This is a genomic window from Brachybacterium sacelli, assembly GCF_017876545.1.
In the GTDB taxonomy this organism is placed as follows: domain Bacteria; phylum Actinomycetota; class Actinomycetes; order Actinomycetales; family Dermabacteraceae; genus Brachybacterium; species Brachybacterium sacelli.
In genome coordinates this window covers 2,188,929-2,212,056 of the sequence record NZ_JAGIOD010000001.1, presented here as the reverse complement: position 1 = coordinate 2,212,056, position 23,128 = coordinate 2,188,929, and the positions used below count along the sequence as shown (strand labels likewise).

The following is a 23,128-nucleotide window of genomic DNA, read 5'->3' as shown; positions in this document are numbered from 1 at the left end:
AGGAGGAACGATGAGCCTCGACGCCGCCGTGACGCCCCTGTCCGCCGAGGACGTGGAGGCCGCCGCCCAGCGGCTGGCCCCGGCGCTGCGGCGCACTCCGCTGCACCGCAGCGAGCGCCTCAGCGAGCTGGCCGGCGTGCCGGTGTGGCTCAAACGCGAGGACCTGCAGTCGGTGCGCTCCTACAAGCTGCGCGGTGCCCAGCTGCTCCTCGACTCGCTGGACCAGGAGGCACGGGAGGCCGGGGTGGTGGCGGCCAGCGCGGGCAACCATGCCCAGGGCGTCGCCCAGGCCTGCCGCACCCTCGGCATCCGCGGGCGGATCTACGTACCCGGCAGCACGCCGCGTCAGAAGCGCGAGCGGATCACTGCCATCGGTGGCGACCTCGTCGAGCTGGTGCTGGTGGGCGACACCTTCGACGACGCGGCGGAGGCCGCGGCCGATGACGTCGAGCGCACCGGCGCCACCCAGGTCCCGCCCTTCGACCACGCGACGGTCATGGCCGGGCAGGGCACCGTCGCCCTCGAGGCCGTCGAGCAGCTGCGCACCGAGCAGGGTCGCGAGGTCGGCACCATGGTGCTCCCGGTCGGAGGCGGCGGCCTGCTGGGCGGTTCCGGCGCCTGGCTGCGCGAGCGCGCCCCGGACGTGCGGATCGTCGGGGTGGAGCCCGCCGGTGCCGTGTCGATGGCGGCCGCGCTGCGGGTCGGGCATCCCGTGACCCTGGACGAGATGGACCGCTTCGTCGACGGCGCCGCGGTGCGTCGGGTCGGTGCGGAGCCGCTGCGCATGGTCCAGGCCATCGAGCCCGAGCTGATCGCGGTCGACGAGGGTGCGGTGTGCACCGAGATGCTGGAGCTCTACCAGATCGACGGCATCATCGCCGAGCCCGCCGGGGCCCTGGCCGCCACCGCCGTCGCCACCGGCGCGATCGAGCACCTGGGTCAGGCGACCGCGGATTCCCCCTCCCCCGAGGCGACGGGCGACATCGTGGTGGTCCTCTCAGGGGGCAACAACGACGTCTCCCGGTATCGCGAGATCGTCGAGCGGTCCCTGGTCCACGAGGGGCTCAAGCACTACTTCCTGGTGACCTTCCCGCAGGAGCCCGGGGCGCTGCGTCGTTTCCTGGACCGGGTGCTGGGCCCGCACGACGACATCGTGCTGTTCGACTACATCAAGCGCAACAATCGCGAGGAGGGGCCCGCGCTGGTGGGCCTCGAGATCAGCGACCGCGCCGACCTCGAGCCGCTGATGTCACGCATGGCGGCCTCGAACATGGAGATCGAGCGCATCGATCCCCACGACCCGATCTACCGCTACCTCACCTGAGCGCCGACCCGAGCCCTCGCACCCGCGGATTCTGTCGCAGGCCGGCGGACGGGTGGGCCGGGGTCGGCCTGATCAGGCCCCGGGGGAAGACACCTCGTCAGGGGCGACCGGCGCCGCGGCGGGCCTCGACGGCGGAGCGGACGATGTCGTCCAGGTCGTGGGTGCCCGTCCAGCCGAGCGCCTCCTCGATGCGGGTCGCGGAGCAGACCAGCCGAGCGGGGTCGCCGGCGCGGCGCGGGCCGATCTCCGGCGTGAGCTCGACGCCCCGGGCGCGGCCGATCGCGTCGAGCACCTCGAGCACACTGGAGCCCGTGCCGGTGCCGACGTTGAAGACCCGATGCGGGCGCTCCTCGCCGCGCAGGTAGTCCAGCGCGGCGACGTGGGCCTCGGCGAGGTCGAGGACATGCACGTAGTCGCGGATGCACGTCCCGTCCGGGGTGTCGTAGTCGTCGCCGAAGACGACCGGGTCCTTCCCCTGCTCGAGCCGGTCCAGGACGATCGGCACCAGGTTCATCACGGCGGTGTCGGCGAGCTCGGGCCAGCCGGCACCGGCGACGTTGAAGTAGCGCAGGGCGACGGTCCGCAGGCCGTGCGCGCGCTCGGCATCGGCCAGCATCCACTCGCCGACGTACTTGGTGGCCCCGTAGGGATTGATCGGCTGCGGGGTGAGCTCCTCGGTCACGAGGTCCACGTCCGGCACGCCGTACACCGCGGCCGAGGAGGAGAAGACCACGTCGCGCACCTCGGCGCTCGCGCAGGCGGCGAGCACGTTGGCCAGCCCCCCGATGTTGTCGTGCCAGTACATCTCGGGCTTCTCGACGGACTCGCCCACCTGCTTGTGGGCGGCGAAGTGGATCACCGAGTCGGCGCCGGCGGCGCGCAGTTGGAAGGCGAGCTTCTCGCTCGCGTCCGGCGCGGTCACGTCGAGCTCGACGAGCTCGGCTCCCGCCGTCCGCTCCTCGATCCCGGTGGAGAGGCTGTCGACGACGACCACCTTCTCCCCCTTCGTCAGGAGGAGTCGCACCACGTGCGACCCGATGTACCCGGCACCACCGATCACGAGAGTCGTCATGGCTCACAGCCTACCGGGACCCGGGCAGCGCTCCGGGACCCGTCCGCCGGGCGCTCAGGTCCAGGAACTGGCCAGCGGGCGGCCCTCGGCGTAGCCCGCGGCGCTCTGGAGGCCGATCACGGCCCGCTCCCGGAACTCGGCGGTGCTGGCGGCGCCGGCATAGGTGAAGGAGGAACGCACCCCGGCGGTGATCTCGTCGAGGAGGTCCTCCACGCCGCCTCCGCTCTCGGCCAGGAACATGCGCGAGGTGGAGATGCCCTCCTCGAACAGGCCCTTGCGGGCGCGGGCGAAGGCGTCCTCGTGGGCGGTGCGGTGGGAGACGGCGCGCTTGGAGGCCATGCCGAAGCTCTCCTTGAAGCGGCGGCCGTTCTCGTCGGTGCGCATCTGACCAGGGGACTCGTAAGTCCCCGCGAACCAGGAGCCGATCATCACGTTGGAGGCCCCGGCGGCGAGCGCGAGTGCGACGTCGCGGGGGTGGCGGACTCCGCCGTCGGCCCACACGTGGCCGCCCAGGCGTCGCGCCTCGGCGGCGCACTCGAGGACGGCGGAGAACTGGGGGCGGCCGACGCCGGTCATCATGCGGGTCGTGCACATCGCTCCGGGGCCGACGCCGACCTTGACGACGTCGGCGCCCGCCTCGATCAGCTCGCGAGTCCCCTCGGCGGTGACGATGTTGCCGGCGACCAGGCGCACCGGCGTGGACTCACGGGGCCCGAGCGCCTCGCGGGCGGTGCGCAGGGCCTCGAGCATCTTGTCCTGGTGACCGTGGGCGGTGTCCAGCACGATCACGTCGGCCCCGGCGGCGACCAGCTCCCGCACGCGGGTGTCGACGTCGGCGTTGATGCCGACGGCGACCGCGATCCGCAGCGCGCCGGTGGCGTCGGTCGCGGGGCGGTAGATGGTCGAGCGCAGCACCCCGGTGGCGGTGAGGACGCCGCGCAGCGCGCCGCCGTCGGCCTCTGCCTCCACCACCACCGCAGCGTCGTGGTGGGTGGCGGCGATGCGGGCGTGCAGCTCGGCGGGAGCGACCTCGAGATCCTCGGGGTGCAGGACGGGCACGTCCGTGCTGAGCACATCTCCGACGGGTGAGAAGGAATCGCGCCCGGCGATCTCCTCGGCGGAGATCGTGCCGAGGGGGCGACGCTGGTCGTCGACCACGACGACGATGCCGTGGGGACGCTTGGGCAGCAGATCGGCCGCCTGTCCGAGGGTGCCGTCGACCGTGAGGGTCAGGGGGTGGTCGACGAGCAGGTCGCGCCGCTTCACGGAGCGGATGATCGAATCGATCCGCTCCGGCGAGAGGTCCTGGGGCAGCACGGCGAGTCCTCCGCGCCGGGCCATGACCTCCGCCATGCGGCGACCGGAGACGGCGGTCATGTTCGCGGCGATCAGCGGGATGGTGGTGCCGGTTCCGTCGTCGCTGCCGAGATCGGCGTCGAAACGGGAGGTGATCGCCGAACGGGCGGGCAGGAAGAAGCAGTCGTCGTAGGTCAGGTCGGTCGACGGGGAGTGGATCAGGCGCATGGGTCCAGGATACGGATCCCCGTCCGTCATATGACCTCCACGATGTTCTCACAGGCTGATGCGGGACGATCCGTCCTCGTGAATCTAGGATGTAGCGCATGATGGACCCCTCCTCGGCCTCCCGGCGCAGGCGTCGTCGATCCGGCAGACACCAGGAGCCGGTCCGACGCCAGGAGTCGTCGCCCCTGCCTCCGGACGAGGCCCGCAGGAATCGCGACGCCGCCTTCGGCGCCCCCAAGAACCCCAAGCGCACGTGGCTCGGCGGGACGGCGGACACGTCCCCCTCCGCGGAGTCCGGCGCGTCCGCGCAGTCCGCCCCTTCGGCGCCCTCCCCCTCGGAAGGGCCCTCGGCCCCCTCGGACGACACCGCCCCTGCTGCAGGCGCCGCAACCGGTGCGGGCGCCACTCCCGCTGCCGGCGCGGGCCCTCCGTCCCGCTCCGCCTCGTCGACCCCGACGCCCGCCTCCACCCCGGCCCCTGCGTCGGACCCGGCACCGTCGCCTGCGTCGGAACCGAGCGGCGACGCCGTATCGACTGATGCGGCGGCCACGCCCACCCCGCGCCCCTCGTCGTCCTCGACCGATACGCCGCCGCGGCGCCCTCGCGGCCGACGGGCCGCCTACCCCCTGGCCGCTGACGGGACTCCCGCGGAGCCGGCCACGAGCGCCTCCACCGCGAGCGGGTCCTCCGCCTCGGAGCCGCAGCACAACGCCTCCTCCCCCTCGCGCCCGCCCCGCGGCAATGCTCCCGTGCACGATGCCTGGTCCCAGGAGCCTTCCCCCGCAGAACCCGACGAGCACGACGTCTGGTCCGGTTCACTCGCCCCGGCCTCCGCAACGGAGCCCGCCGCCCCCGGCGACGGCCCCACGGAGTCCGGCTCCCCGGCGGAGACCAGCTCTGTGGCAGAGACCGGCTCGGCCGGTGCCGCCGACACCCCGGCCGGGACCGACTCCCCCACTGCAGCCGCCCCGATCAGCACGGCCGCAGCCACCGGCACCGCCGCTGCGACCACCACCGCAGCCGCCGCTGGTGCCGGCTCCGGGGCCGGTCACGACAACGGCGACGATGACGGCGGCGACGACGGCGGCGGCGGCGGCGACGGATCGCTGCCGCGGGTGGCGTTCTGGACCGTGCTCACCTCACTGCTGCCGGGCTCGGGCCTGGTCACCACGCCCCTGCGCCGGATCGGCTGGGTACTGCTGGCCCTCCTGGTCCTCGGTGTCGTGGGCGTGACGGCCTTCCTGGTCATCGGCGACCCGCTGCGCAACGGCATGATGCTGCTGACCAATCGCGCCGTGCTGGTCGGGATCCTGATAGCCATCGGGGTCGTCGGCCTCGTCTGGGCGCTGCAGATCGTGGCGACGGCCCTCGCCCACTCGCGCCTCCAGCGTCTCGAGGGGACCAAGCGCTACATCGCCCTCGCCCTCGCCGCCCTCATGGTGGTGTGCGTCGCTCTCCCCTTCGGCCGCGGCGTGCAGTCGCTGTGGGCCGCCCAGGGGCTGCTCGGCTCGACGACGGTGTTCGGCGGGAACCACGAGAGCGGCGGATCCCTCGCGGAGGGCAAGGACGCCTGGGCGAACACCGAGCGCGTGAACATCTTGCTGCTGGGCCAGGACGCCGGGGACGACCGCACCGGCACCCGGCCGGACACGATCATGGTGGCTTCGGTCGACACCGAGACCGGGCAGACCGCCCTGTTCTCCATCCCCCGCAACCTCGAGAAGGTCGAGTTCCCCGAAGGCACCCCCGCGGCGGAGGAGTTCCCGGACGGCTTCGACTACTACGGTGAGAACCAGGACCTCATCAACGCCGTGTGGACGTGGGCGGAGGAGCATCCTGAGCTCTTCCCCGGCGATTCGAACCCGGGCCTGACGGCCACCCGCTGGGCGGTCGAGGAGACCCTCGGCCTGAACACCGACTACTACGCGATGGTCAACCTGAAGGGCTTCGAGGACCTCGTCAACGCCATCGGCGGCGTCGACCTGGTGGTGGAGCGACGCATCCCCATCGGCGGCGGTGCCGGGCCGATCGACGGCTACATCGAGGAGGGCTCGCAGAAGCTCGACGGGTACCACGCCCTGTGGTACGCGCGCTCCCGTGAGGGGTCCAACGACTTCGACCGCAACTGTCGTCAGCAGCGCATCGTGCGGGCCGTGGCCGAGGAGGCCGACCCCACCACGCTGGCCATGTCGGTCCCGCGCCTGGTCTCCGCCACGGAGGCGAACATCCAGACCGACATCCCGGTCTCGAACCTCGACGCCTTCGTCGACCTCGCCCTGCGGATCAAGGACGGCGGCTTCACCTCCTACCCGATCACCCCGGACGTGACGCCCTCGGGCAACCCGGACTACGAGTACCTCGAGTCCTGGGCGCAGGCCTCCATCGAGGACTCCATGAAGCAGGATCCCCCGGAGTCCGTGCTCGGCGAGACCGAGCCCGGTTCGACCGATCCCGCGGAGACCGGAGCCGCCCCTGAGGAGGAGAGCTCCTCCGACGACACCGCGGACTCCGAGGAGACCACCGAGGAGGAGACCACGACCGAGGAGGAGACCACGAGCGGGGACGCCTCCGACTCCGCCGAGGCGACCCCGTCGGACGATCCCGAGATCGATCACGACCCGCTGCAGTCCTGCCTGCCCGGCGCCGACGCCCAGCAGGGCTGAGATCCCGCCCGCCGGGATCGGTCCCGCAGCCGGAGCTCAGTCCAGCAGCTGGATCAGGGCGTTCTCGATCAGCTCCGGCATCGCCGGGTGGATCCAGTACTGGGTGGTGGCGATGTCGCGGGCGGTCTGCCCGGTGCTCATGGCCTGGATCATCAGCTGGACCAAGGTGGTGGCCTCGGGGCCGATGAGGTGGGCGCCGAGGATCTCGGTGGTCCCGGCATCGGCGATGAGCTTCACGAAACCGGTGGTGTCCTCCATCGCCCAGCCGTAGGCGATCGAGGCGTACTCCTGGACGGCGACCTTCACGTCGCGGCCGCTGCGGCGGGCGGTCTCCTCGTCGACCCCCACCCACGCCACCTGCGGGTGGGTGAACACGCCGCTGGGGATCGGCATCGTGTCGGCGCGACGCAGCTGCTCGGGGTGCAGGATGTTGTGCCGCACGATGCGCTGCTCATGGTTGGCGACGTGCTTGAGCTGGTGGGAGCTGGAGAGGTCGCCGAGGGCCCAGAGCCCCTCGAGCACCTCGCCGCCGCCGAGCACCCGCTGGTACGGGTCGACCGCGACGCGGCCGTCGTCGAGGGTGTCGATGCCGGCGGCGGAGACGTCCAGCAGGTCGGAGTTGGGGCGGCGCCCGGTCGCGACCAGCAGCTCCTCGGCATGCAGCACGACCTCGGCGCCGTCGCGCCTGCCGCGCAGCTCGACCCCCTCGACGCTGCGACGCACCGAGGTGGTCGTCAGCTGCGTCTCCAGGTGCAGCCGCTCACCGAGGATCTCGGTCAGCCGCGCCGAGACGTCGGCGTCGGCCACCCGCAGCACCTTCTCGGAGCGGGCGATGACGGTGACCTCGACGCCGAGGGAGGCGAACACGTGCGCCAGCTCCACGGCGATCACGCCGGAGCCGAGGATCGCGAGCGAGGAGGGCAGCTGGTCGATCCGCATGATCGTGTCCGAGGTGTGCGGGGCCGCCTCCGCGAGGCCGTCGATCGGCGGGAGCACGGGGCGGGAGCCGGCGCCGAGCACGAGCGTGTCGGCGCTGACGATGCTCTCGCCCCCGTCGGGTCGGGTCACCCGCAAGGTCTTCTCCCCGGTGAAGGCGGCGGTGCCGCGCAGCAGGGTGAGGTTGGCATTGTCCTCGTGATCACGCCGGTACTCCTCACCGCCGGCGGTGATCGGGTCGATACGGCCGAAGATGCGGTCGCGGATCGCGGGCCAGTCGACGTGGCGCAGCTGCTCGGTGAGACCGAAGCGGCCCGCCTCCGCGGGGGTGGCGGCGAGGTTCGCGGTGTGCACGAACATCTTGGTGGGGATGCAGCCGAGATTCAGACAGGTCCCGCCGAACACGTGGTCGGGGCCCACCCCGCGATCGATCTGCACGATGCGGCGATCGGCGAACTCGGGCCCCGGGAAGGAGTTCACGGAGCCGGAGCCGATCAGGGCGATGTCGAAGTGCGTCTCGTCGGTCACCGCCCCAGGCTAGCCGCCCCGTCCCGGACGTGGTCCGCGAGGGCGGCCGAGGCCTCCAGCAGGGCGATCCCCCGCGCCGTCACCCGCTCCCGCGAGGCCGTCAGGGCGGTGTGCACCGAGGAGTTCTCCCCCATCGTCCGCACCTGTCCGAGGATCTCGGCGATGTCCCCGAGCCGGTGACCGCCTCGGCGCAGCAGATGGACGAGCTCCGCGTCGTGCACGGTGCTCGGCGGGTAGAGACGGTGCCCGCTGACCCTTTCCCGGGACGGGGCGAGCAGGCCGAAGCGCTCCCAGTGCCGGAGGGTCGCCGGGGAGAGGCCCAACCGGGCGGCGAGCTCTCCGATCCACAGCGTTCGCGGTGGTCGTCCCCGGTCCTCCCCCTGCTCGAGGTCGCCGACGGCCCGCTCGACCACGGTGAGGGTGGTGCGGTCGCGCAGGAGCTGCTCATGCGCGCGGCCCAGCAGCGTCAGGGCCCCCTCGAGGTCCCCGCCATGCAGCGTGGACAAGAGGTCGAGAGCCGCTCGGTGCCCGACGGCACGTCGGAGTGAGAGGAAGGCCCGCAGCGCTCTCGCGTGGCGGGCGGTGTAGCGACGATGGCCCGCGCTGGTGCGCTCGGCCGGCGGCAGCGCCCCGGCGCTCTCGTAGTTGCGCACCGCCTGGGCGGACAGGTCGTGCCGGCGGGCCAGATCGACCGGACGCATCTCGACCACCTTTGAGGATTCTTCGGCGATGCAGGCAGGATCGCCTGCGTCAGGGTTCAACGGGAATCTCAAGGATACGATCGAGGACTGCAGCATCCGCTCCCTCTGACCCTGGACGCCCACCTCTGGAGGATCGATGACCACCGCCGCCGACGCCCGCCGCTCTGCCGACGCCCATGACGTGATCCGGGTGCGCGGTGCCCGCGAGAACAACCTCCGCGACCTCAGTCTCGATCTGCCCAAGCGTCGCCTGACCGTGTTCACCGGCGTCTCCGGCTCCGGAAAGAGCTCGCTGGTGTTCGGAACCATCGCTGCCGAGTCCCAGCGGATGATCAACGAGACCTACAGCTCCTTCATTCAGGGCTTCATGCCCTCCCTCGCCCGCCCGGACGTCGATGAGCTGCAGGGGCTGACCACCGCCATCATCGTGGACCAGGAGCGGATGGGCGCGAACGTGCGCTCCACCGTCGGCACCGTCACCGACGCGGGCGCCTACCTGCGCACCCTGTTCTCCAAGCTCGCCGCACCGCACGTCGGCGGGCCCGGGGCCTTCTCCTTCAACGTCCCCAGCGTCACCGCCTCCGGTGCCATGACCGTGCAGAAGGGCGCGAAGACCATCGCCGAGAAGACCACCTTCTCCCGGGTGGGCGGCATGTGCCCGCGCTGCGAGGGGATGGGCGAGGTCTCCGACCTGGACCTCACCGAGCTGTACGACGAGGACAAGTCGCTCGACGAGGGCCCGTTCACGATCCCGAACTACGCCGCCGGTGGCTGGTTCGTGAAGGTCTTCGCCTCCTCGGGCTTCTTCCCCTCCGACAAACCGATCCGCTCCTTCACCAAGCGCCAGCTCCACGACTTCCTGTACAAGGAGCCCACCAAGGTGAAGATCGACGGGGCGAACATGACCTACGAGGGCCTGATCCCCAAGATCCAGAAGTCGATGCTGTCCAAGGACCGCGACTCGATGCAGCCGCACGTGCGGGCGTTCGTGGACCGGGCCGTGAAGTTCATCGTCTGCCCGCAGTGCGAGGGGACGCGCCTGGCGGAGCATGCCCGCAGCGCACGGATCGACGGCGTCTCGATCGCCGACGCCAGCTCGCTGCAGATCACCGACCTGGCGGACTGGGTGGAGTCATTGCGCGCCCTGCACACGGGGCCGACGGTCGCACCGCTGCTGTCGAACCTCTCGGCCCTGCTGGACTCCTTCGTGAAGATCGGGCTGGGCTATCTCTGCCTGGATCGTCCCTCCGGCACCCTCTCCGGTGGCGAGTCCCAGCGCACCAAGATGATCCGGCACCTGGGCTCGGCGCTGACCGACGTCACCTATGTGTTCGACGAGCCCACCATCGGACTGCATCCGCACGACATCGCGACCATGAACCAGCTGCTGCTGGCCCTGCGGGACAAGGGCAACACGGTGCTGGTGGTCGAGCACAAGCCCGAGTCGATCGCGATCGCCGATCACATCGTCGACCTCGGCCCCCGGGCCGGCGTGCACGGCGGAGAGCTGCAGTACGAGGGCGACGTGGAGGGTCTGCGGACCTCCGACACCCTCACCGGGCGCCACCTCGACCGCCGGGCGCGGCTCAAGGACCAGGTGCGCGAGTCGACCGGCGCCCTCGAGATCCGCGGCGCGGATCAGCACAACCTCCGGGACGTCGACGTCGACCTGCCGCTCGGGGTGCTCACCGTGATCACCGGGGTGGCCGGCTCCGGGAAGAGCTCCCTGGTGCACGAGTCCCTGCCCCGCGACGCCGAGGTCACCATGGTCGACCAGGGCGCGATCCGGGGCTCGCGCCGCTCGAACCCCGCGACCTGCACCGGACTGCTCGAACCGATCCGCAAGGCCTTCGCGAAGGCCAACGGCGTCAAGCCGGCCCTGTTCTCCAGCAACTCCGAGGGCGCCTGCCCGGTGTGCAGGGGCGCCGGGATGATCTTCACCGAGCTCGGCTTCATGGAGACCGTCTCGACCCCCTGTGAGGAGTGCGAGGGCAGGAGGTTCCAGGCCGCCGTCCTGGAGTACACGCTCGGCGGGGCGTCCATCGCCGATGTGCTGGAGATGTCCGTCGAGGAGGCGCTGGAGCTGCTGACCTCCCCGGAGGCGAAGGTGCCCGCCGCGGCGAAGCTGCTGCGCCACCTCGACGAGGTCGGTCTCGGCTACCTGACCATCGGCCAGCCGCTGACCACGCTCTCCGGCGGCGAGCGCCAACGACTCAAGCTCGCCACCCACATGGGCGAGAAGGGCGGGATCCTGGTGCTCGACGAACCCACGACGGGCCTGCACCTGGCCGACATCGGCACCCTCCTCGCTCTGCTCGATCGTCTCGTGGACTCCGGCAAGACGGTGATCGTCGTCGAGCACCACCAGGCGGTGATGGCCCATGCCGACTGGATCATCGACCTCGGCCCGGGAGCCGGAGTCGACGGCGGCCGGGTCGTGTTCGAGGGGACCCCGGCCCAGCTGATCGCGGACGCCTCGACCCTGACCGCGACCCATCTGGCGCAGTACGTCGACCGCTGAGCCCACCTCCGCCGTGCGCATCCACCACCTCAACTGCGGCACGTTGCGCCCTCCGGGCGGCGCGATGGTGTGCCACGTGCTGCTGCTCGAGGTCGACGAGCGCCTGGTGCTGGTCGATACCGGGTTCGGGTCGGCCGACGTTCGTGACCCCCGCCGGCTGGGACCCCTGCGGCACGTGCTGAGGACGGCTCTGCGCCACGAGGAGACCGCGATCGCGCAGATCCGCGCGCTGGGCCATGACCCGGCCGCGGTCTCCGACATCGTCCTGACCCACGGCGACCTCGACCACGCCGGCGGGATCAGCGACTTCCCCGCAGCGCACGTTCATCTCACCGCGGAGGAGCGCCTCGCGATCCGCCGCCGACGTGGTCCACGGGAAGCCCTGCGGTACCGCCCGGCCCACTGGCCCCCTCGAGCGGACGTCCACGGCCATGCCCCGGGCGAGGGCCGCTGGTACGGCTTCGAGGGCGTCGTGGACCTCTCGCAGCTCGCCCCGGGCCTGCTGCTGGTGCCGCTCCCGGGCCACACCGCCGGGCACGCGGGCGTCGCGCTCCCCACCGAGGGCGGATGGTTGCTGCACGCCGGGGACGCCGCCCACTCCGCGGCCTCGCTGCTCCCGGGCGGCGCCCGGCCCGGCGTGCACCTCCGTCAGGGCCTGCTCGCCCACGACACGGGGGCACTGCGCCGCACCCAGCGGAGGCTGACCGCCCTCGCGACCGACGCGCAGGAGGTTCGGATCCTCACCGCGCACGACCGCGGCTCGTGGGAGCGCACCCGCGCGGGCGACTGAGCGGCCGCGTCCGGGGCGGGGCCGCGGATATCCTCAGGTGGTGCCCTCCGCTGTCCCCGCTGCCCTGCTCGACGTCCTCGACATCCTGCGCTGCCCGACCTGCGGTGGGCGCCTGGACCTGCGGGATCGGAGCTTGCACTGCCGGAACCGGCACACCTTCGACATCGCGCGCGCCGGCTATGCGTCGATGCTGGGTGGCAGCGGCGCCACCAGCGGCGACGACGACGAGATGGCGCGCGCCAGGGACCGCTTCCTCCGCAGCGGCGCCTATGCCCCGCTGTCCGCGGCGATCGGAGCCCTCGCCTCGGAGGTCGTCCCGAGGCTGAACGGCTCCGACGTACCGGCCCCCTCCCCCACGGCCGGGTCCGACCGTGCGGCGCCGACCGTCCTGGACATGGGCTGTGGCCCCGGCTACTACCTCGCCGGGCTCCTGGACCGCTTCCGGGGTGCCCGCGGGCTCGGCATCGACACCTCCGCGCGGTCCCTGCGCTTCGCCGCCCGTGCCCACGAGCGGGCCGCCGCCTGCTCCGGGGACGTCTTCGCGCCCTTCCCCCTCGCCGATGACTCCGTCGATCTGCTGCTCGACGTGTTCGCCCCGCGCCATCCTGCCGAGTTCGCCCGGGTGCTGCGACCGTCCGGTGCCCTGGTGGTCGCGCGTCCGGCCGCCGACCATCTCGCCGAGCTGCGGGCGGCGATCCCGGGGATGGTGGCGATGGACCCGCGCAAGGAGGAACGGCTGCACGAGGCGCTCGAGCCTCACGTCGAGCAGCTGGATCAGCGCACGGTCCGCTCGGAGCTCTCCCTGGACATCGCGCGGGCCCGTGATCTGGTCTCGATGACGCCGAGCGCGCGCCACGTCGCCGGGGAGGATCTCGACCGCTTGCTGGCCGGCCCCACGCTCCGCCCGGGCGGGCCGGAGCACGAGACCGTCACCGTCACACTCTCGGTGCTGCTCAGCGCGCACCGTCCTCGCTGACCGGGCGCTGCGCACCGAACGTGAAGGGTTCCGAGGGCTGACGAGTACCGCACACGGCGGGGCCCGCAGATCGTGGCGGGCGGCGGGCCACGACATACTGGGGCGGTGGCCGCCGAGGGCGCGCCGTCCCCATCCGAGAAGTCACGGAGGCTCCATGACCCCACGACGCTGCGTGTTCATCGATTTCGACGGCACCCTCGCCGAGCGGGGTGTGGTCCCGCGCGAGCACGCCGAGGCCGTCCAGCGGGCCCGGGCGAACGGTCACCTCGTGCTGCTGTGCACGGGACGTCCCGCCTCGATCGTGGCTCCTGAGGTCGCGGCCCTGTTCGACGGCGTGGTCGCGTCGGCGGGCGGCTATCTGCGCCTCGGTCAGGAGGTGCTCCATGATGAGCGCTTCCCCGCCGAGCTGGGACGGCGCACGGTCGAGGTGCTGGGACGGTACGACCCGGCTTTCGTGCTCGAGTCGCCGGAGGCGCTGTGGTGCACTCCGGCCTCCGCGAGGCGGATCCGCGCCCGGATGGGCGGGGATTCCCCGGCAGGCCCCGCCGGTATCGGGTCCGGGCCCGCCGACATCCTCGCCGCGGTACGAGTGCGCGACGAGCTCGCCGACCGCTCCTTCGCGAAGATCTCGCTCTGGGGCTCGCCGGTGCCGATCGAGCAGCTCGCCGACGAGATCGGACCGGAGGTCGGCGCGCTGCCCAACTCGATCACGACCGAGGACCTCAGCGCCGGGGAGCTGCACCTCAGCACCGTCGACAAGGCGGACGGGATGCGGCGGGTCATCGAGCGCCTCGACATGGGGGCGGGAGAGACCGTCGCGATCGGGGACGGCATGAACGATCTCGGGATGCTGCGGGCGGCCGGGACCGCCATCGCCGTCGAGGGCTCCCCTGCCGAGATCCTGGCCGCCGCGGATCTCGTGGTCCCCGGCCCGGCGGGGCTCGGAATCGTCCGAGCCCTGCAGCGCCTCGGAATGCTCTGAGAAGTCCCCTCGCCTGCGGTCGCCGCGGCCCCCGGGCGACGTCAGCTGCGGCGGTGCAGGCCGACCAGCACCAGCCCGGCGGCCGCGACCAGGGCTCCCACCCCGAGCAGGATCACTCCCTGCGGCATCACGTCGGTCGCGAAGAGCTGCTCGAACTCCCGGACGATGGGGCCGAGGAACGTGGCCTGATCGATCCGATCCGGCACCAGGCTCTCGAGACGCTGGGCGAGGGCCCAGGTCACGAGCCCGGCGATCATGGTGCCCAGGCCCGCCACGGTCAGCATCACGCGGCGATGGCCGGCGATCAGCAGCGCCAGCACCGCCAGGCCCAGCGCGATCGGGCCCGCCCGCTGCGCCCAGGGGTCAAGCACCGTGGCGTGGGTGAGCAGCGGGACGTCGGGGACGGTAGCGACCGTGACGGCGGCGGAGTCCGGGCGCGGGATCTCGAGCAGCGGCACCTGCTCCTCGACGGAGGTCAGCACCGAATCGATCACTGGCTCGAGGTCGACCTCGAGGTCGGAGGAGCCCGGGGTGAACAGTGCCCCGTGCAGCTCGACCATGGCGGCGTCCCACACGGGGGTGAAGGCCTCGCTGTCAGAAGCTCGGGCGGCCTGGTCCTGGACGGCCGGCTCGACCGAGTCGGCGATCCATCCGGGCACGGTCCCCTCGCCCAGGATCTTCTCGACGGCGCCATCGGTCAGGGTGCGCTGGAACGCGGGGTCGTCCGCGAGGGGCTGGGTGATGGCGAGGAAGCCGTCCTGGTCGACGACGTGCGACTCGAACCAGACGGCGGGAAGCCACAGGGAGGCGAGCGCCGTGGAGACGATCAGCAGGAGGACGGCGAAGAGATCACGGGCGGTGGACACGCCGCCCACGGTACCGGGAGCCGGCTTCCGGAGTTCCCAGGCTGCTGGGGAACGGGAACGGCCCCGTCCCACCGGTGTGGGACGGGGCCGTGCAGGCGGTGCGGGAGCGTGTCAGCCGACGCGGACGAAGGTCCAGCTGCCGGAGTAGATGTTGCGCTCGGAGGTGTCCACGCGGGTGTTGCCGGCGTCGACGAACTGGTTGCCACCGGCGTAGATGCCGATGTGGCCGGGCTTGTAGACGAGGTCGCCGGGCTGGGCCTCGGAGCGCGGGATGACGGTGCCGGAAGCTCCCTGGGCGTTGGCGCCGCGCGGGAGATCGATGCCGTGCTGGGCGTAGACCCACTGCACGAAGCCGGAGCAGTCCCAGCCCGACGGCGAGGTCCCGCCGAAGACGTAGGGGGTGCCGATGCCGGAGCGGGCGGTGGAGAGGATCGAGCCGCCCTTCGCAGCGGACGGCGCCGGCGCGGACTCCTGCTCGGCGGACTCCTCGGAGCCCTGGTCGCCGGAACTCTCCTCGGGGGCGTCCTCGCGATCGTTCGAGCGGCTCGAGCCGTCGTCCTCGCGGGTCTCGGTCTGCTGCTCGTCCTGGGCGGACTGCTCGTCCTCGGCGGCTTCCTGCTCCGCGGCCTCCTGCTCGGCGGCCTCCTCAGCGGCGGCAGCCTCGGCGGCGGCGATCTCCTCGGCCGTGGGGCCGACCTCGACGGAGATGTCGGTGGCGGCGGGAGCGATGGAGGGGGCCTCGGCGTCGTCCTCTCCGGTCTCGGCGGCGGGGAGCCCGACGGCGGGGGCGACCACGGGAGCGACGACGGTGGAGGATGCGTCGGCCTGCGGCGCGGCCGGGGCGTCGGCCTGCGGCTCGGACGGCTCGGCGGTCGCGGCGGCGGCACCGCCGAACAGCATCGCGGCGGCCATGGCGGCCCCGGCGGTGGCGCGTCCGGCACGGACGGCGGGGGTCATCGTGCGCATGGCGCGGCGGTGAGTGTTGTTCACAGTCTTCGACACGTTGTGGCTCCCGACCCCTGGGCATCCGCCCTCGCGCTGTGCGTCAGCTCCCTCTCCGGACCCGGTGCGCGGTGGGGTTCTCCAGGCGGAATACCGAGACCAGGACGCCTCGGCACATGCTCGACCCTAGGGGGTGCGACCCCCCGAAATCAGGGCGACAGAAAGCTCTGGGGGAGAGCTTGACGGAGCCTTTACCCGGCCGGAAGCGGGGTGACGTGGAGCTGGGCCGCCACAACCTCCGAGACCGCCACCTCGCCGCCGGAGGGGCCGCGCAGAACGAGGGTCCCCCCGAGGCGCTCAGCCTGCATCTCGGCCTCCGGGACAATGCCCTGACGTGCGAGTTCACCGAGGAGCTGGACATCGCTCTGGACCCGCTCCCCGATGCGCCGCAGCTGCACCCGAGCGGTCTCCCCCTCAGTGAGCACCTCGGTCAGCTCACGGGGCGGATTGGCCCGCCCTTTACCGTCGTCGGTGGTGTGGGTCTCGGTGATGCCGAGGGCCGCCAGCCCGGGGATCGGGTTGCCGTAGGGGTCGACGAAGGGAGGTTCGAGCTTGTCCGCGAGCCGCTGCTCGACCTCGAGGCTCATCACGTGCTCCCAGCGGCAGGCCTCCTCGTGGACGAGGGCGTAGTCCAGCCCGATCACGTCCAGCAGATGACGCTCGGCCAAGCGATGCTTGCGCATCACGTCCGTGGCGACCTCATGACCCTTGCCGGTCAGGCGGATGCGGCGCTGATCGTCGAGATGGAGCAGACCGTCGCGCTCCATGCGGGAGACGGTCTGGGAGACCGTCGGGCCGGAATGCCCCAGGCGCTCCGCGATCCGGGCGCGCATCGGTGCGATGCCCGCTTCATGGAGCTCGAACACCGTCTTCAGATACATCTCGGTGGTGTCGATGAGATCTCCGGTCACGGGTCCCCTCCTAGGTCGGGCGCACGGCAGGCTCCGGCCAGCTTAGTCGTCCGCCCGACAGCCCGCGTCCTCCTCGACCCAGCGGTCCCGTGCGCAGGGGGAACCTGCCGCGACACGTCGGGCGGACCCCGGAACGCACGAATGCGACGTCCGGAACACCTTCCGTCGGGGAAGGCGGTCCGGACGTCGCACTCGATCAGCGTGCGCCGACGGCTCGGCGACGAGACCCGCGCGGGGGTCACCTCGCCAGCTTCACGCCTGAGCCTTGACGATCTCGCGCATGAGATCGGCGGTCTCGGTCGGCGTCTTGCCGACCTTGACACCGGCGGCCTCGAGGGCCTCCTTCTTGGCCTGGGCGGTGCCCGCGGAGCCCGAGACGATGGCGCCGGCGTGGCCCATGGTCTTGCCCTCGGGGGCGGTGAAGCCCGCGACGTAGCCGACGACCGGCTTGGACATGTTGTCCTTGATGTACGCGGCCGCACGCTCCTCGGCGTCACCGCCGATCTCGCCGATCATCACGACGCCGACGGTCTCGGGGTCGTTCTCGAACGCTGCGAGCGCGTCGATGTGGGTGGTGCCGATGACCGGGTCGCCGCCGATGCCGATGGCGGTGGTGAAGCCGATGTCGGCCAGCTCGTACATCATCTGGTAGGTCAGCGTGCCGGACTTGGAGACCAGGCCCAGCTTCCCGGTACCGGTGATGTTCGACGGCGTGATGCCCGCATTGGAGACGCCAGGGGTGATGACGCCGGGGCAGTTCGGCCCGATGATGCGGGTGGTGCCCTTGGACTGGGCGTAGTTGAAGAACTCGGCGGAGTCCTTGACCGGGATGCCCTCGGTGATGATCACCAGGAGCTCGATGGCGGCGTCGATGGCCTCGACCGCCGCGCTCTTGGCGAACTTCGGCGGCACGAAGACCACCGAGACGTTCGCGCCGGTGGCCTCCATGGCCTCGGCGACGGAGCCGAAGACCGGGACCTCCTGGCCGCCCTCGAAGGCGACGGACTGGCCGGCCTTGCGCGGGTTCACGCCGCCGACGATGTCGGTGCCGGAATCGAGCATGCGCTGGGAGTGCTTCATGCCCTCCGAGCCCGTCATGCCCTGGACGATGACCTTGCTGTTCTCATCAAGGAAGATAGACATCTCGGGTGCTGCTCACTTTCCTGCGGCGGCGAGCTCGGCGACCTTCGCGGCGCCGCCGTCCATGGTGTCGGCCTGGGTGACGAGGGGGTGGGCGAAGTCCGCGAGGATCTTGCGGCCCTCCTCGACGTTGTTGCCGTCGAGACGGACCACGAGCGGCTTCGTGGCGGCGTCGCCGAGCTTCTTCAGGGCGCCGACGATGCCGTTGGCCACTGCGTCGCAGGCGGTGATGCCGCCGAAGACGTTGACGAACACGGCGGAGACCTGCTGGTCGCCGAGGATCACGTCGAGGCCATTGGCCATCACCTCGGCGGAGGCGCCACCACCGATGTCGAGGAAGTTGGCGGGCTTGACGCTGTGCTGCTCACCCGCGTAGGCCACCACGTCGAGCGTGGACATGACCAGGCCCGCGCCGTTGCCGATGATGCCGACCTCGCCGTCGAGCTTGACGTAGTTGAGGTCCAGGGCCTTGGCCTTGGTCTCCAGCGGGTCTTCGGAGGCGATGTCGACGAGGACCGCGTGGTCCTCATGGCGGAAGCCCGCGTTCTCGTCGAGGGTGACCTTGCCGTCCAGGGCGACGATCTCCCCGTCACCGGTCTTGACCAGCGGGTTGACCTCGACCAGAGAGGCATCCTCCTCCCGGTAGGCGTCCCACAGCTTCTGCAGCACGGGGGCGACCTTCGCACCGGTCTCGGCGTCGAACTTCGCGGCCTCGACGATCTCCTTCGCCGTCGCCTCGTCGATCCCGACGTTGGGGTCGACGGCCACGCGCGCCAGCGCCTCGGGGCGCTCGACGGCCAGCTGCTCGATCTCCATGCCGCCCTCGACGGAGCACAGGGCGAGGTAGTTGCGGTTCGCGCGGTCCAGCAGCAGCGAGAAGTAGTACTCCTCGGCGATGTCTGCGCCGGCGGCGACCATGACGCGGTGCACGGTGTGTCCCTTGATGTCCATGCCGAGGATCTCGGAGGCCTTCTGCTCCGCCTCCTCGGGGGACTTGGCGATCTTCACGCCACCGGCCTTGCCGCGGCCACCGGTCTTCACCTGGGCCTTGACGACGACGACCGGGGTGCCGAGCTGCTGGGCGGCAGCCTTGGCAGTGGCAGGATCTTCCGCGACGACTCCTCCGAGCACGGGCACGCCGTGCTTCTCGAAGAGATCGCGGGCCTGGTACTCATACAGGTCCACGGGGTGCTTTCCTCTCGATGTCGGCAGAGGGCGGCAGGCCACAGCGGCTACGATGCCACCCCTGGGAACCCAGTCAGCGTATCGCTTCCGACGTCCGTGTAGCGCCGCAGCGGCCGGGGTGCGCGCTGTCTCACGTCGGTGGTCCGCACGGCCCCGTGCACCGTCCGGTGCCCATCTCCCGCGGATAGGATGAGCGGATGAGCCGACGATCCCGCAGCCTGGCCCAGCGCGTGCGAGAGCACCTGGGCTTCAGCATCATCGCCATCGGGGTGCTGTTCGTGGTGCTGCGCCTGGTGGGGGTGCGCTCGACCGTCATGGGCTTCGTGATGTCCGTGGGCATCACCCTGGCTCTGAACGTCGGACTCTCCTACTACAACGACCGTCGCGCCCGGAACCCGCGGCCCCGGGTCGCACCGCGCGGCGGCGGGGACATCCGCTGGCGCGAGGACGATCGTCCGGGCGAGGACCGCTGAGGCGAGGAGACGCCATGGCCGACTGGAAGACCTACGCGAAAGCCGCCCGGAACACTGCCCGCAAGCAGGCGCCCGGCGCTCGCGACGCCGCGCAGCGGGCCACTTCGCGCGCGAGCGGCTACGTCAAGGCCGCCGGCCGTGCCGTCGACGAGGGTCGACGCGGCGACGACGCCCCGCGCCGTGAGGAGGACGCCTCGCGCCGCGAGGACACCGTTCCCCGTCGGCCCGAGACGCGGGCGGACGAGGAGGACCGGACCGCCGGTGACCGGGTGCGCGCCTCCGAGCCCGCGGACGGCGCCCGGCGGCGCCCGAGCGCCGAGGACAGCCGCGGGACCCGCGGCGCGAGCAGCCTGCGCGAGGACGCGAAGATCTACGCGACGGTCGCCGGCCGCACCGCCCAGCGTGCCGGCACCCGGGCCCGTGAGGCCGGGATCGGCGCCCGCATCCTCCGCGCCGTGCGCGATGCCCTCCTGATCGGCGGGTCGCTGTTCGTGATCTGGGGCGTGCTCTACCTGGCCGGGCTGCCGATCCCGTTCAGCGCAGTGCTCATCGCCGCGGCCGTCGTCGTCGCCATCGCCCTCGCCACCAGCCTGTACGCCCAGTTCAGGCGACGCCCGGGGGACGATGACCTCGACCACGAACCGGATGACGCGTGAGGTCGCCGTAGCACCGAGCTCACCGCCCGGCCGCGCCGGCGTACAGCCCGCGCACCCGCCACTGACGGCCGGAGCGGTCTAGAGCTTCGTCAGCGGGGCGTAGCGCAGCAGCAGCCGCTTCGTCCCGTGGGGCGCCTTGAACTGCACCTCGACCTGGGTCTTCTCCCCCTGCCCGGAGACCTCCGTGACCGCGCCCATGCCGAAGGTGTCGTGGGTGACGCGGTCCCCGATGCTGAGCTGAGGCATCGCGGAGGCGGAGACCGGTGCACGACCCGAGCCGAAACTGGGCCGCTTCACGTCGCTGCGACCGCCGCCGATCCCACCGCTGAAGGACGGGCCGTGCCCGCCCCCGGAGCGGGACCCGCCGCCGTATCCACCGCCGCCGTGACCGGCGGCTCCGGAGCCGCCGAAACCCGCCCCGCTGAGGGTGGAGCCGGCCCGCGCCACGTCGAGCACGCCTTCGGGGATCTCGTCGAGGAAGCGGCTGCCGGGCATGAACTGCGACTGACCCCAGGTGGTGCGCATCTGGGCGCGGGTGAGGTAGAGCCGCTCGCGGGCACGGGTGATGCCCACGTAGGCCAGCCGCCGCTCCTCCTGCAGCTCATCGGGATCCGACAAGGTGCGGTTGTGCGGGAAGGTGCCGTCCTCCAACCCGGTGAGGAACACGACCGGGAACTCCAGCCCCTTGGCGGTGTGGAGCGTCATCAGCGTGACGAACTGGTCCTCGCCACCAGGGAGCTGGTCGGCGTCGGCCACCAGGGAGACCTTCTCCAGGAAGCGGTCCACGAGGGACGCCTCGGGATCGTCCGGGGCGCTCAGAGCGGCATCGGGGTCGACGTCGGCGCCGACCGCCTCGGGGACGGCACCGGAGGCAGGAGCTTCGTCAGGCCGCGCGGAATCCGCCTCGTCCCCCGTCGCCACCTCGTCCTCGGCCACGTCGTCACCCGTCGCGTCGTCGTCACCCGTCGCGTCGTCGTCCGCGTCGTCCTCCTCGAACTCGCTGGCGGCGGCGTCGGCGGCCTCGATCTGCGCCTCGAACTCGGCGGCGACGCTGATCAGCTCGGCGAGGTTCTCCAGGCGCGACTCGTCCTGCGGGTCCTCGCTGCCCTGCAGCTCGGCGTAGTAGCCCGAGCGCTGCAGGATCGCCTCGAGCAGCTCGGCGGGGCCGTCGCCACGGGCGGCCATCTCCTGCAGGTCCTCGAGCATCGCCACGAAGCCGCGCACCGCGTTCAGCGAGCGGGTGGCGATCCCCGGTGCCTCCTCCGCCCGCCGCAGCGCCTCACCGAAGCCGATCCGTTCCCGCTCGGCCAGCATCGCGATCGTGGCCTCGGCCCGGTCGCCGATCCCCCGCTTGGGGACGTTGAGGATGCGCCGGAGGTTGATCTCGTCGGCCGGGTTGGCGAGAACCTGCAGGTACGCCATCGCGTCCTTGATCTCACGACGCTCGTAGAAGCGGGTCCCACCGACGACGCGATAGGGCAGCCCCACCCTGATCAGCTGGTCCTCCAGAGCGCGGGACTGCGCATTGGCGCGGTAGAAGATCGCGATGTCCCCGGCGCTGCGGCCGGCATCGACCAGCGCGTCGATCTGCCGGCCGATGTAGCGGGCCTCGGCCTGCTCGTCGTCGGCGACGTACAGGGTGATCTGTTCACCTTCGCCCTGGTCGGTCCACAGATTCTTCTTGCGCCGCCCCTGGTTCTCCTCGATGACGGAGTTCGCGGCGGACAGGATGTTCTGGGTCGAGCGGTAGTTCTGCTCGAGCACGATGGTGTGCGCCGAGGGGAAGTCCTTCTCGAACTCGACGATGTTCCGGATCGTGGCGCCGCGGAAGGCGTAGATCGACTGATCGGAGTCGCCCACCACGGTGAGATCCGCGCGCGGGTCCTCCCCCACCAGCTCCCTCACCAGCTGGTACTGGGCGGTGTTGGTGTCCTGGTACTCGTCGACCAGGAGATGGCGGAAGCGCCGGCGGTAGCCCTCGCGGATCGCCGGGTTCTCCCGCAGCAGCGTCACGGTGAGCCCGATGAGGTCGTCGAAGTCGACGGCGTTCGCCTGGCGCAGACGCTCGGTGTAGTTCGTGTAGATCCGCGCGAGGGTGCTGTCGAAGGGATTCTTCGAGCTCTCCGCCTGGTCGGCGAAATCGATCGGGTCGGTGAGGTCGTTCTTCAGCGAGGAGATCCGCGAGGCCAGTGCCCGCGGGGCGTGCTTCTTGGTGTCGAGCTCGAGGTCCTTGGCGATCGTCGTGATCAGTCGCAGGGAGTCGGCGCTGTCATAGATCGTGAAGGAGCTCTTGAGGCCGGCGGCCTGGGCGTCGCGGCGCAGGATCCGCACGCAGGCGCTGTGGAAGGTGGAGACCCACATGCTGCGGGCGACCGTGCCCACTAGTTCCTCGACGCGTTCACGCATCTCGGCGGCGGCCTTGTTGGTGAAGGTGATCGCGAGGATCTCCCCGGGCAGGGCCTCCCGCGCGCGCAGCAGGTGCGCGATGCGCCGGGTGAGCACCCGGGTCTTGCCGGAGCCGGCGCCGGCGACGATCAGCAGCGGGCTGCCGCGGTGCTCGACGGCCTCGCGCTGGGCCGGGTTCAGCCCGTCGGTGAGCTCGGCCAGGGCGGAATGGTCGACGGCGAACCCGCCGGGACGAGACGGGGCCGTCGGGACCGGTCCGGGCGGCACCTCATCGAACGGCGGCTCCTCGTCGTACGGCGGGGGCTCCTCCTCGGACGGCGGCTCCTCCTCGTGGGGCGGGCGCGGCTCGTCCCGGCCGGCGCCCTCGTGCGCGGGCGCGGAGGGCGACGGGGTGACCGTCACACCGTCCAGGCGGCGGAAGGCGTCGGGCAGGGAGAGGTCGTCGAAGAGTGAGCTCATGAGGTATCCAGGA

At 71.7% G+C, this 23,128-nt stretch carries 18 protein-coding genes; 8 read left to right on the top strand and 10 right to left on the bottom strand.

Annotated elements, in window-relative coordinates; translation table 11 throughout:
* Positions 1-10 precede the first annotated feature (10 nt).
* A complete protein-coding gene (gene ilvA, locus JOF43_RS09905; protein WP_209901634.1) occupies positions 11-1,324 on the top strand; it encodes a threonine ammonia-lyase IlvA in 1,314 nt (437 codons plus the stop codon).
* 97 nt (positions 1,325-1,421) lie between these two features.
* Here ilvA and galE read toward each other — a convergent pair whose 3' ends face one another.
* On the bottom strand, positions 1,422-2,396 hold the full coding sequence (gene galE, locus JOF43_RS09900; RefSeq protein WP_209901632.1) for a UDP-glucose 4-epimerase GalE: 975 nt from the start codon (positions 2,394-2,396) through the stop codon (positions 1,422-1,424).
* A gap of 54 nt (positions 2,397-2,450) precedes the next feature.
* Positions 2,451-3,920, bottom strand: coding sequence for a GuaB1 family IMP dehydrogenase-related protein (locus tag JOF43_RS09895; RefSeq protein ID WP_209901630.1), 1,470 nt, complete (start codon positions 3,918-3,920; stop codon positions 2,451-2,453).
* Positions 3,921-4,018: 98 nt separating this feature from the next.
* Between JOF43_RS09895 and JOF43_RS22990 the strand changes: the two genes are divergently transcribed.
* Entirely contained in the window at positions 4,019-6,583 is a 2,565-nt protein-coding gene (locus tag JOF43_RS22990) for an LCP family protein (protein ID WP_209901628.1), read from the top strand.
* A gap of 36 nt (positions 6,584-6,619) precedes the next feature.
* Here JOF43_RS22990 and JOF43_RS09885 read toward each other — a convergent pair whose 3' ends face one another.
* Together JOF43_RS09885 and JOF43_RS09880 are read right to left on the bottom strand one after the other, a co-directional pair.
* Positions 6,620-8,047: a mycothione reductase gene (locus tag JOF43_RS09885; protein ID WP_209901626.1), complete on the bottom strand. Its 1,428-nt coding sequence runs from the start codon at positions 8,045-8,047 to the stop codon at positions 6,620-6,622.
* A complete protein-coding gene (locus JOF43_RS09880) occupies positions 8,044-8,748 on the bottom strand; it encodes a MerR family transcriptional regulator (protein ID WP_209901624.1) in 705 nt (234 codons plus the stop codon). Before JOF43_RS09880 ends, JOF43_RS09885 begins: the two co-directional genes overlap by 4 nt.
* Positions 8,749-8,884: 136 nt before the next feature.
* On the opposite strand from JOF43_RS09880, the gene JOF43_RS09875 reads away from it, so the two are divergent.
* From JOF43_RS09875 to JOF43_RS09860, 4 genes are all read left to right on the top strand, one after another.
* Positions 8,885-11,269, top strand: a complete 2,385-nt coding sequence (locus JOF43_RS09875) for an ATP-binding cassette domain-containing protein (protein WP_209901622.1) — start codon at positions 8,885-8,887, stop codon at positions 11,267-11,269.
* A gap of 13 nt (positions 11,270-11,282) precedes the next feature.
* Complete coding sequence (locus tag JOF43_RS09870; protein WP_209901620.1) at positions 11,283-12,059, top strand: MBL fold metallo-hydrolase; 777 nt, start codon at positions 11,283-11,285, stop codon at positions 12,057-12,059.
* 40 nt (positions 12,060-12,099) lie between these two features.
* Complete coding sequence (locus JOF43_RS09865; RefSeq protein ID WP_209901618.1) at positions 12,100-13,035, top strand: methyltransferase domain-containing protein; 936 nt, start codon at positions 12,100-12,102, stop codon at positions 13,033-13,035.
* Positions 13,036-13,189: 154 nt separating this feature from the next.
* Complete coding sequence (locus tag JOF43_RS09860) at positions 13,190-14,017, top strand: HAD family hydrolase (RefSeq protein WP_209901617.1); 828 nt, start codon at positions 13,190-13,192, stop codon at positions 14,015-14,017.
* 41 nt (positions 14,018-14,058) lie between these two features.
* On the opposite strand, the gene JOF43_RS09855 is transcribed toward JOF43_RS09860, so the two are convergent.
* The 5 genes from JOF43_RS09855 to sucC form a co-directional block, all read right to left on the bottom strand.
* On the bottom strand, positions 14,059-14,883 hold the full coding sequence (locus JOF43_RS09855; protein WP_209901615.1) for a hypothetical protein: 825 nt from the start codon (positions 14,881-14,883) through the stop codon (positions 14,059-14,061).
* Between the two features lie 111 nt (positions 14,884-14,994).
* On the bottom strand, positions 14,995-15,885 hold the full coding sequence (locus tag JOF43_RS09850; RefSeq protein ID WP_209901613.1) for a C40 family peptidase: 891 nt from the start codon (positions 15,883-15,885) through the stop codon (positions 14,995-14,997).
* A 191-nt stretch (positions 15,886-16,076) separates the two neighbouring features.
* Positions 16,077-16,796, bottom strand: coding sequence for a metal-dependent transcriptional regulator (locus tag JOF43_RS09845; protein ID WP_209901611.1), 720 nt, complete (start codon positions 16,794-16,796; stop codon positions 16,077-16,079).
* Positions 16,797-17,048: 252 nt separating this feature from the next.
* Positions 17,049-17,939, bottom strand: coding sequence for a succinate--CoA ligase subunit alpha (gene sucD, locus JOF43_RS09840; RefSeq protein ID WP_209901609.1), 891 nt, complete (start codon positions 17,937-17,939; stop codon positions 17,049-17,051).
* A gap of 12 nt (positions 17,940-17,951) precedes the next feature.
* Entirely contained in the window at positions 17,952-19,121 is a 1,170-nt protein-coding gene (gene sucC / locus JOF43_RS09835) for an ADP-forming succinate--CoA ligase subunit beta (protein WP_209901607.1), read from the bottom strand.
* A gap of 197 nt (positions 19,122-19,318) precedes the next feature.
* On the opposite strand from sucC, the gene JOF43_RS09830 reads away from it, so the two are divergent.
* Both JOF43_RS09830 and JOF43_RS09825 read left to right on the top strand, forming a co-directional pair.
* Positions 19,319-19,594 carry a hypothetical protein gene (locus JOF43_RS09830; protein ID WP_209901605.1) on the top strand — a complete coding sequence of 92 codons (276 nt, stop codon included), beginning with the start codon at positions 19,319-19,321 and terminating at the stop codon, positions 19,592-19,594.
* Between the two features lie 14 nt (positions 19,595-19,608).
* Complete coding sequence (locus tag JOF43_RS09825; RefSeq protein ID WP_209901603.1) at positions 19,609-20,250, top strand: hypothetical protein; 642 nt, start codon at positions 19,609-19,611, stop codon at positions 20,248-20,250.
* A 78-nt stretch (positions 20,251-20,328) separates the two neighbouring features.
* Here JOF43_RS09825 and JOF43_RS09820 read toward each other — a convergent pair whose 3' ends face one another.
* Positions 20,329-23,115, bottom strand: a complete 2,787-nt coding sequence (locus JOF43_RS09820; protein ID WP_209901601.1) for a UvrD-helicase domain-containing protein — start codon at positions 23,113-23,115, stop codon at positions 20,329-20,331.
* Positions 23,116-23,128: the final 13 nt, after the last annotated feature.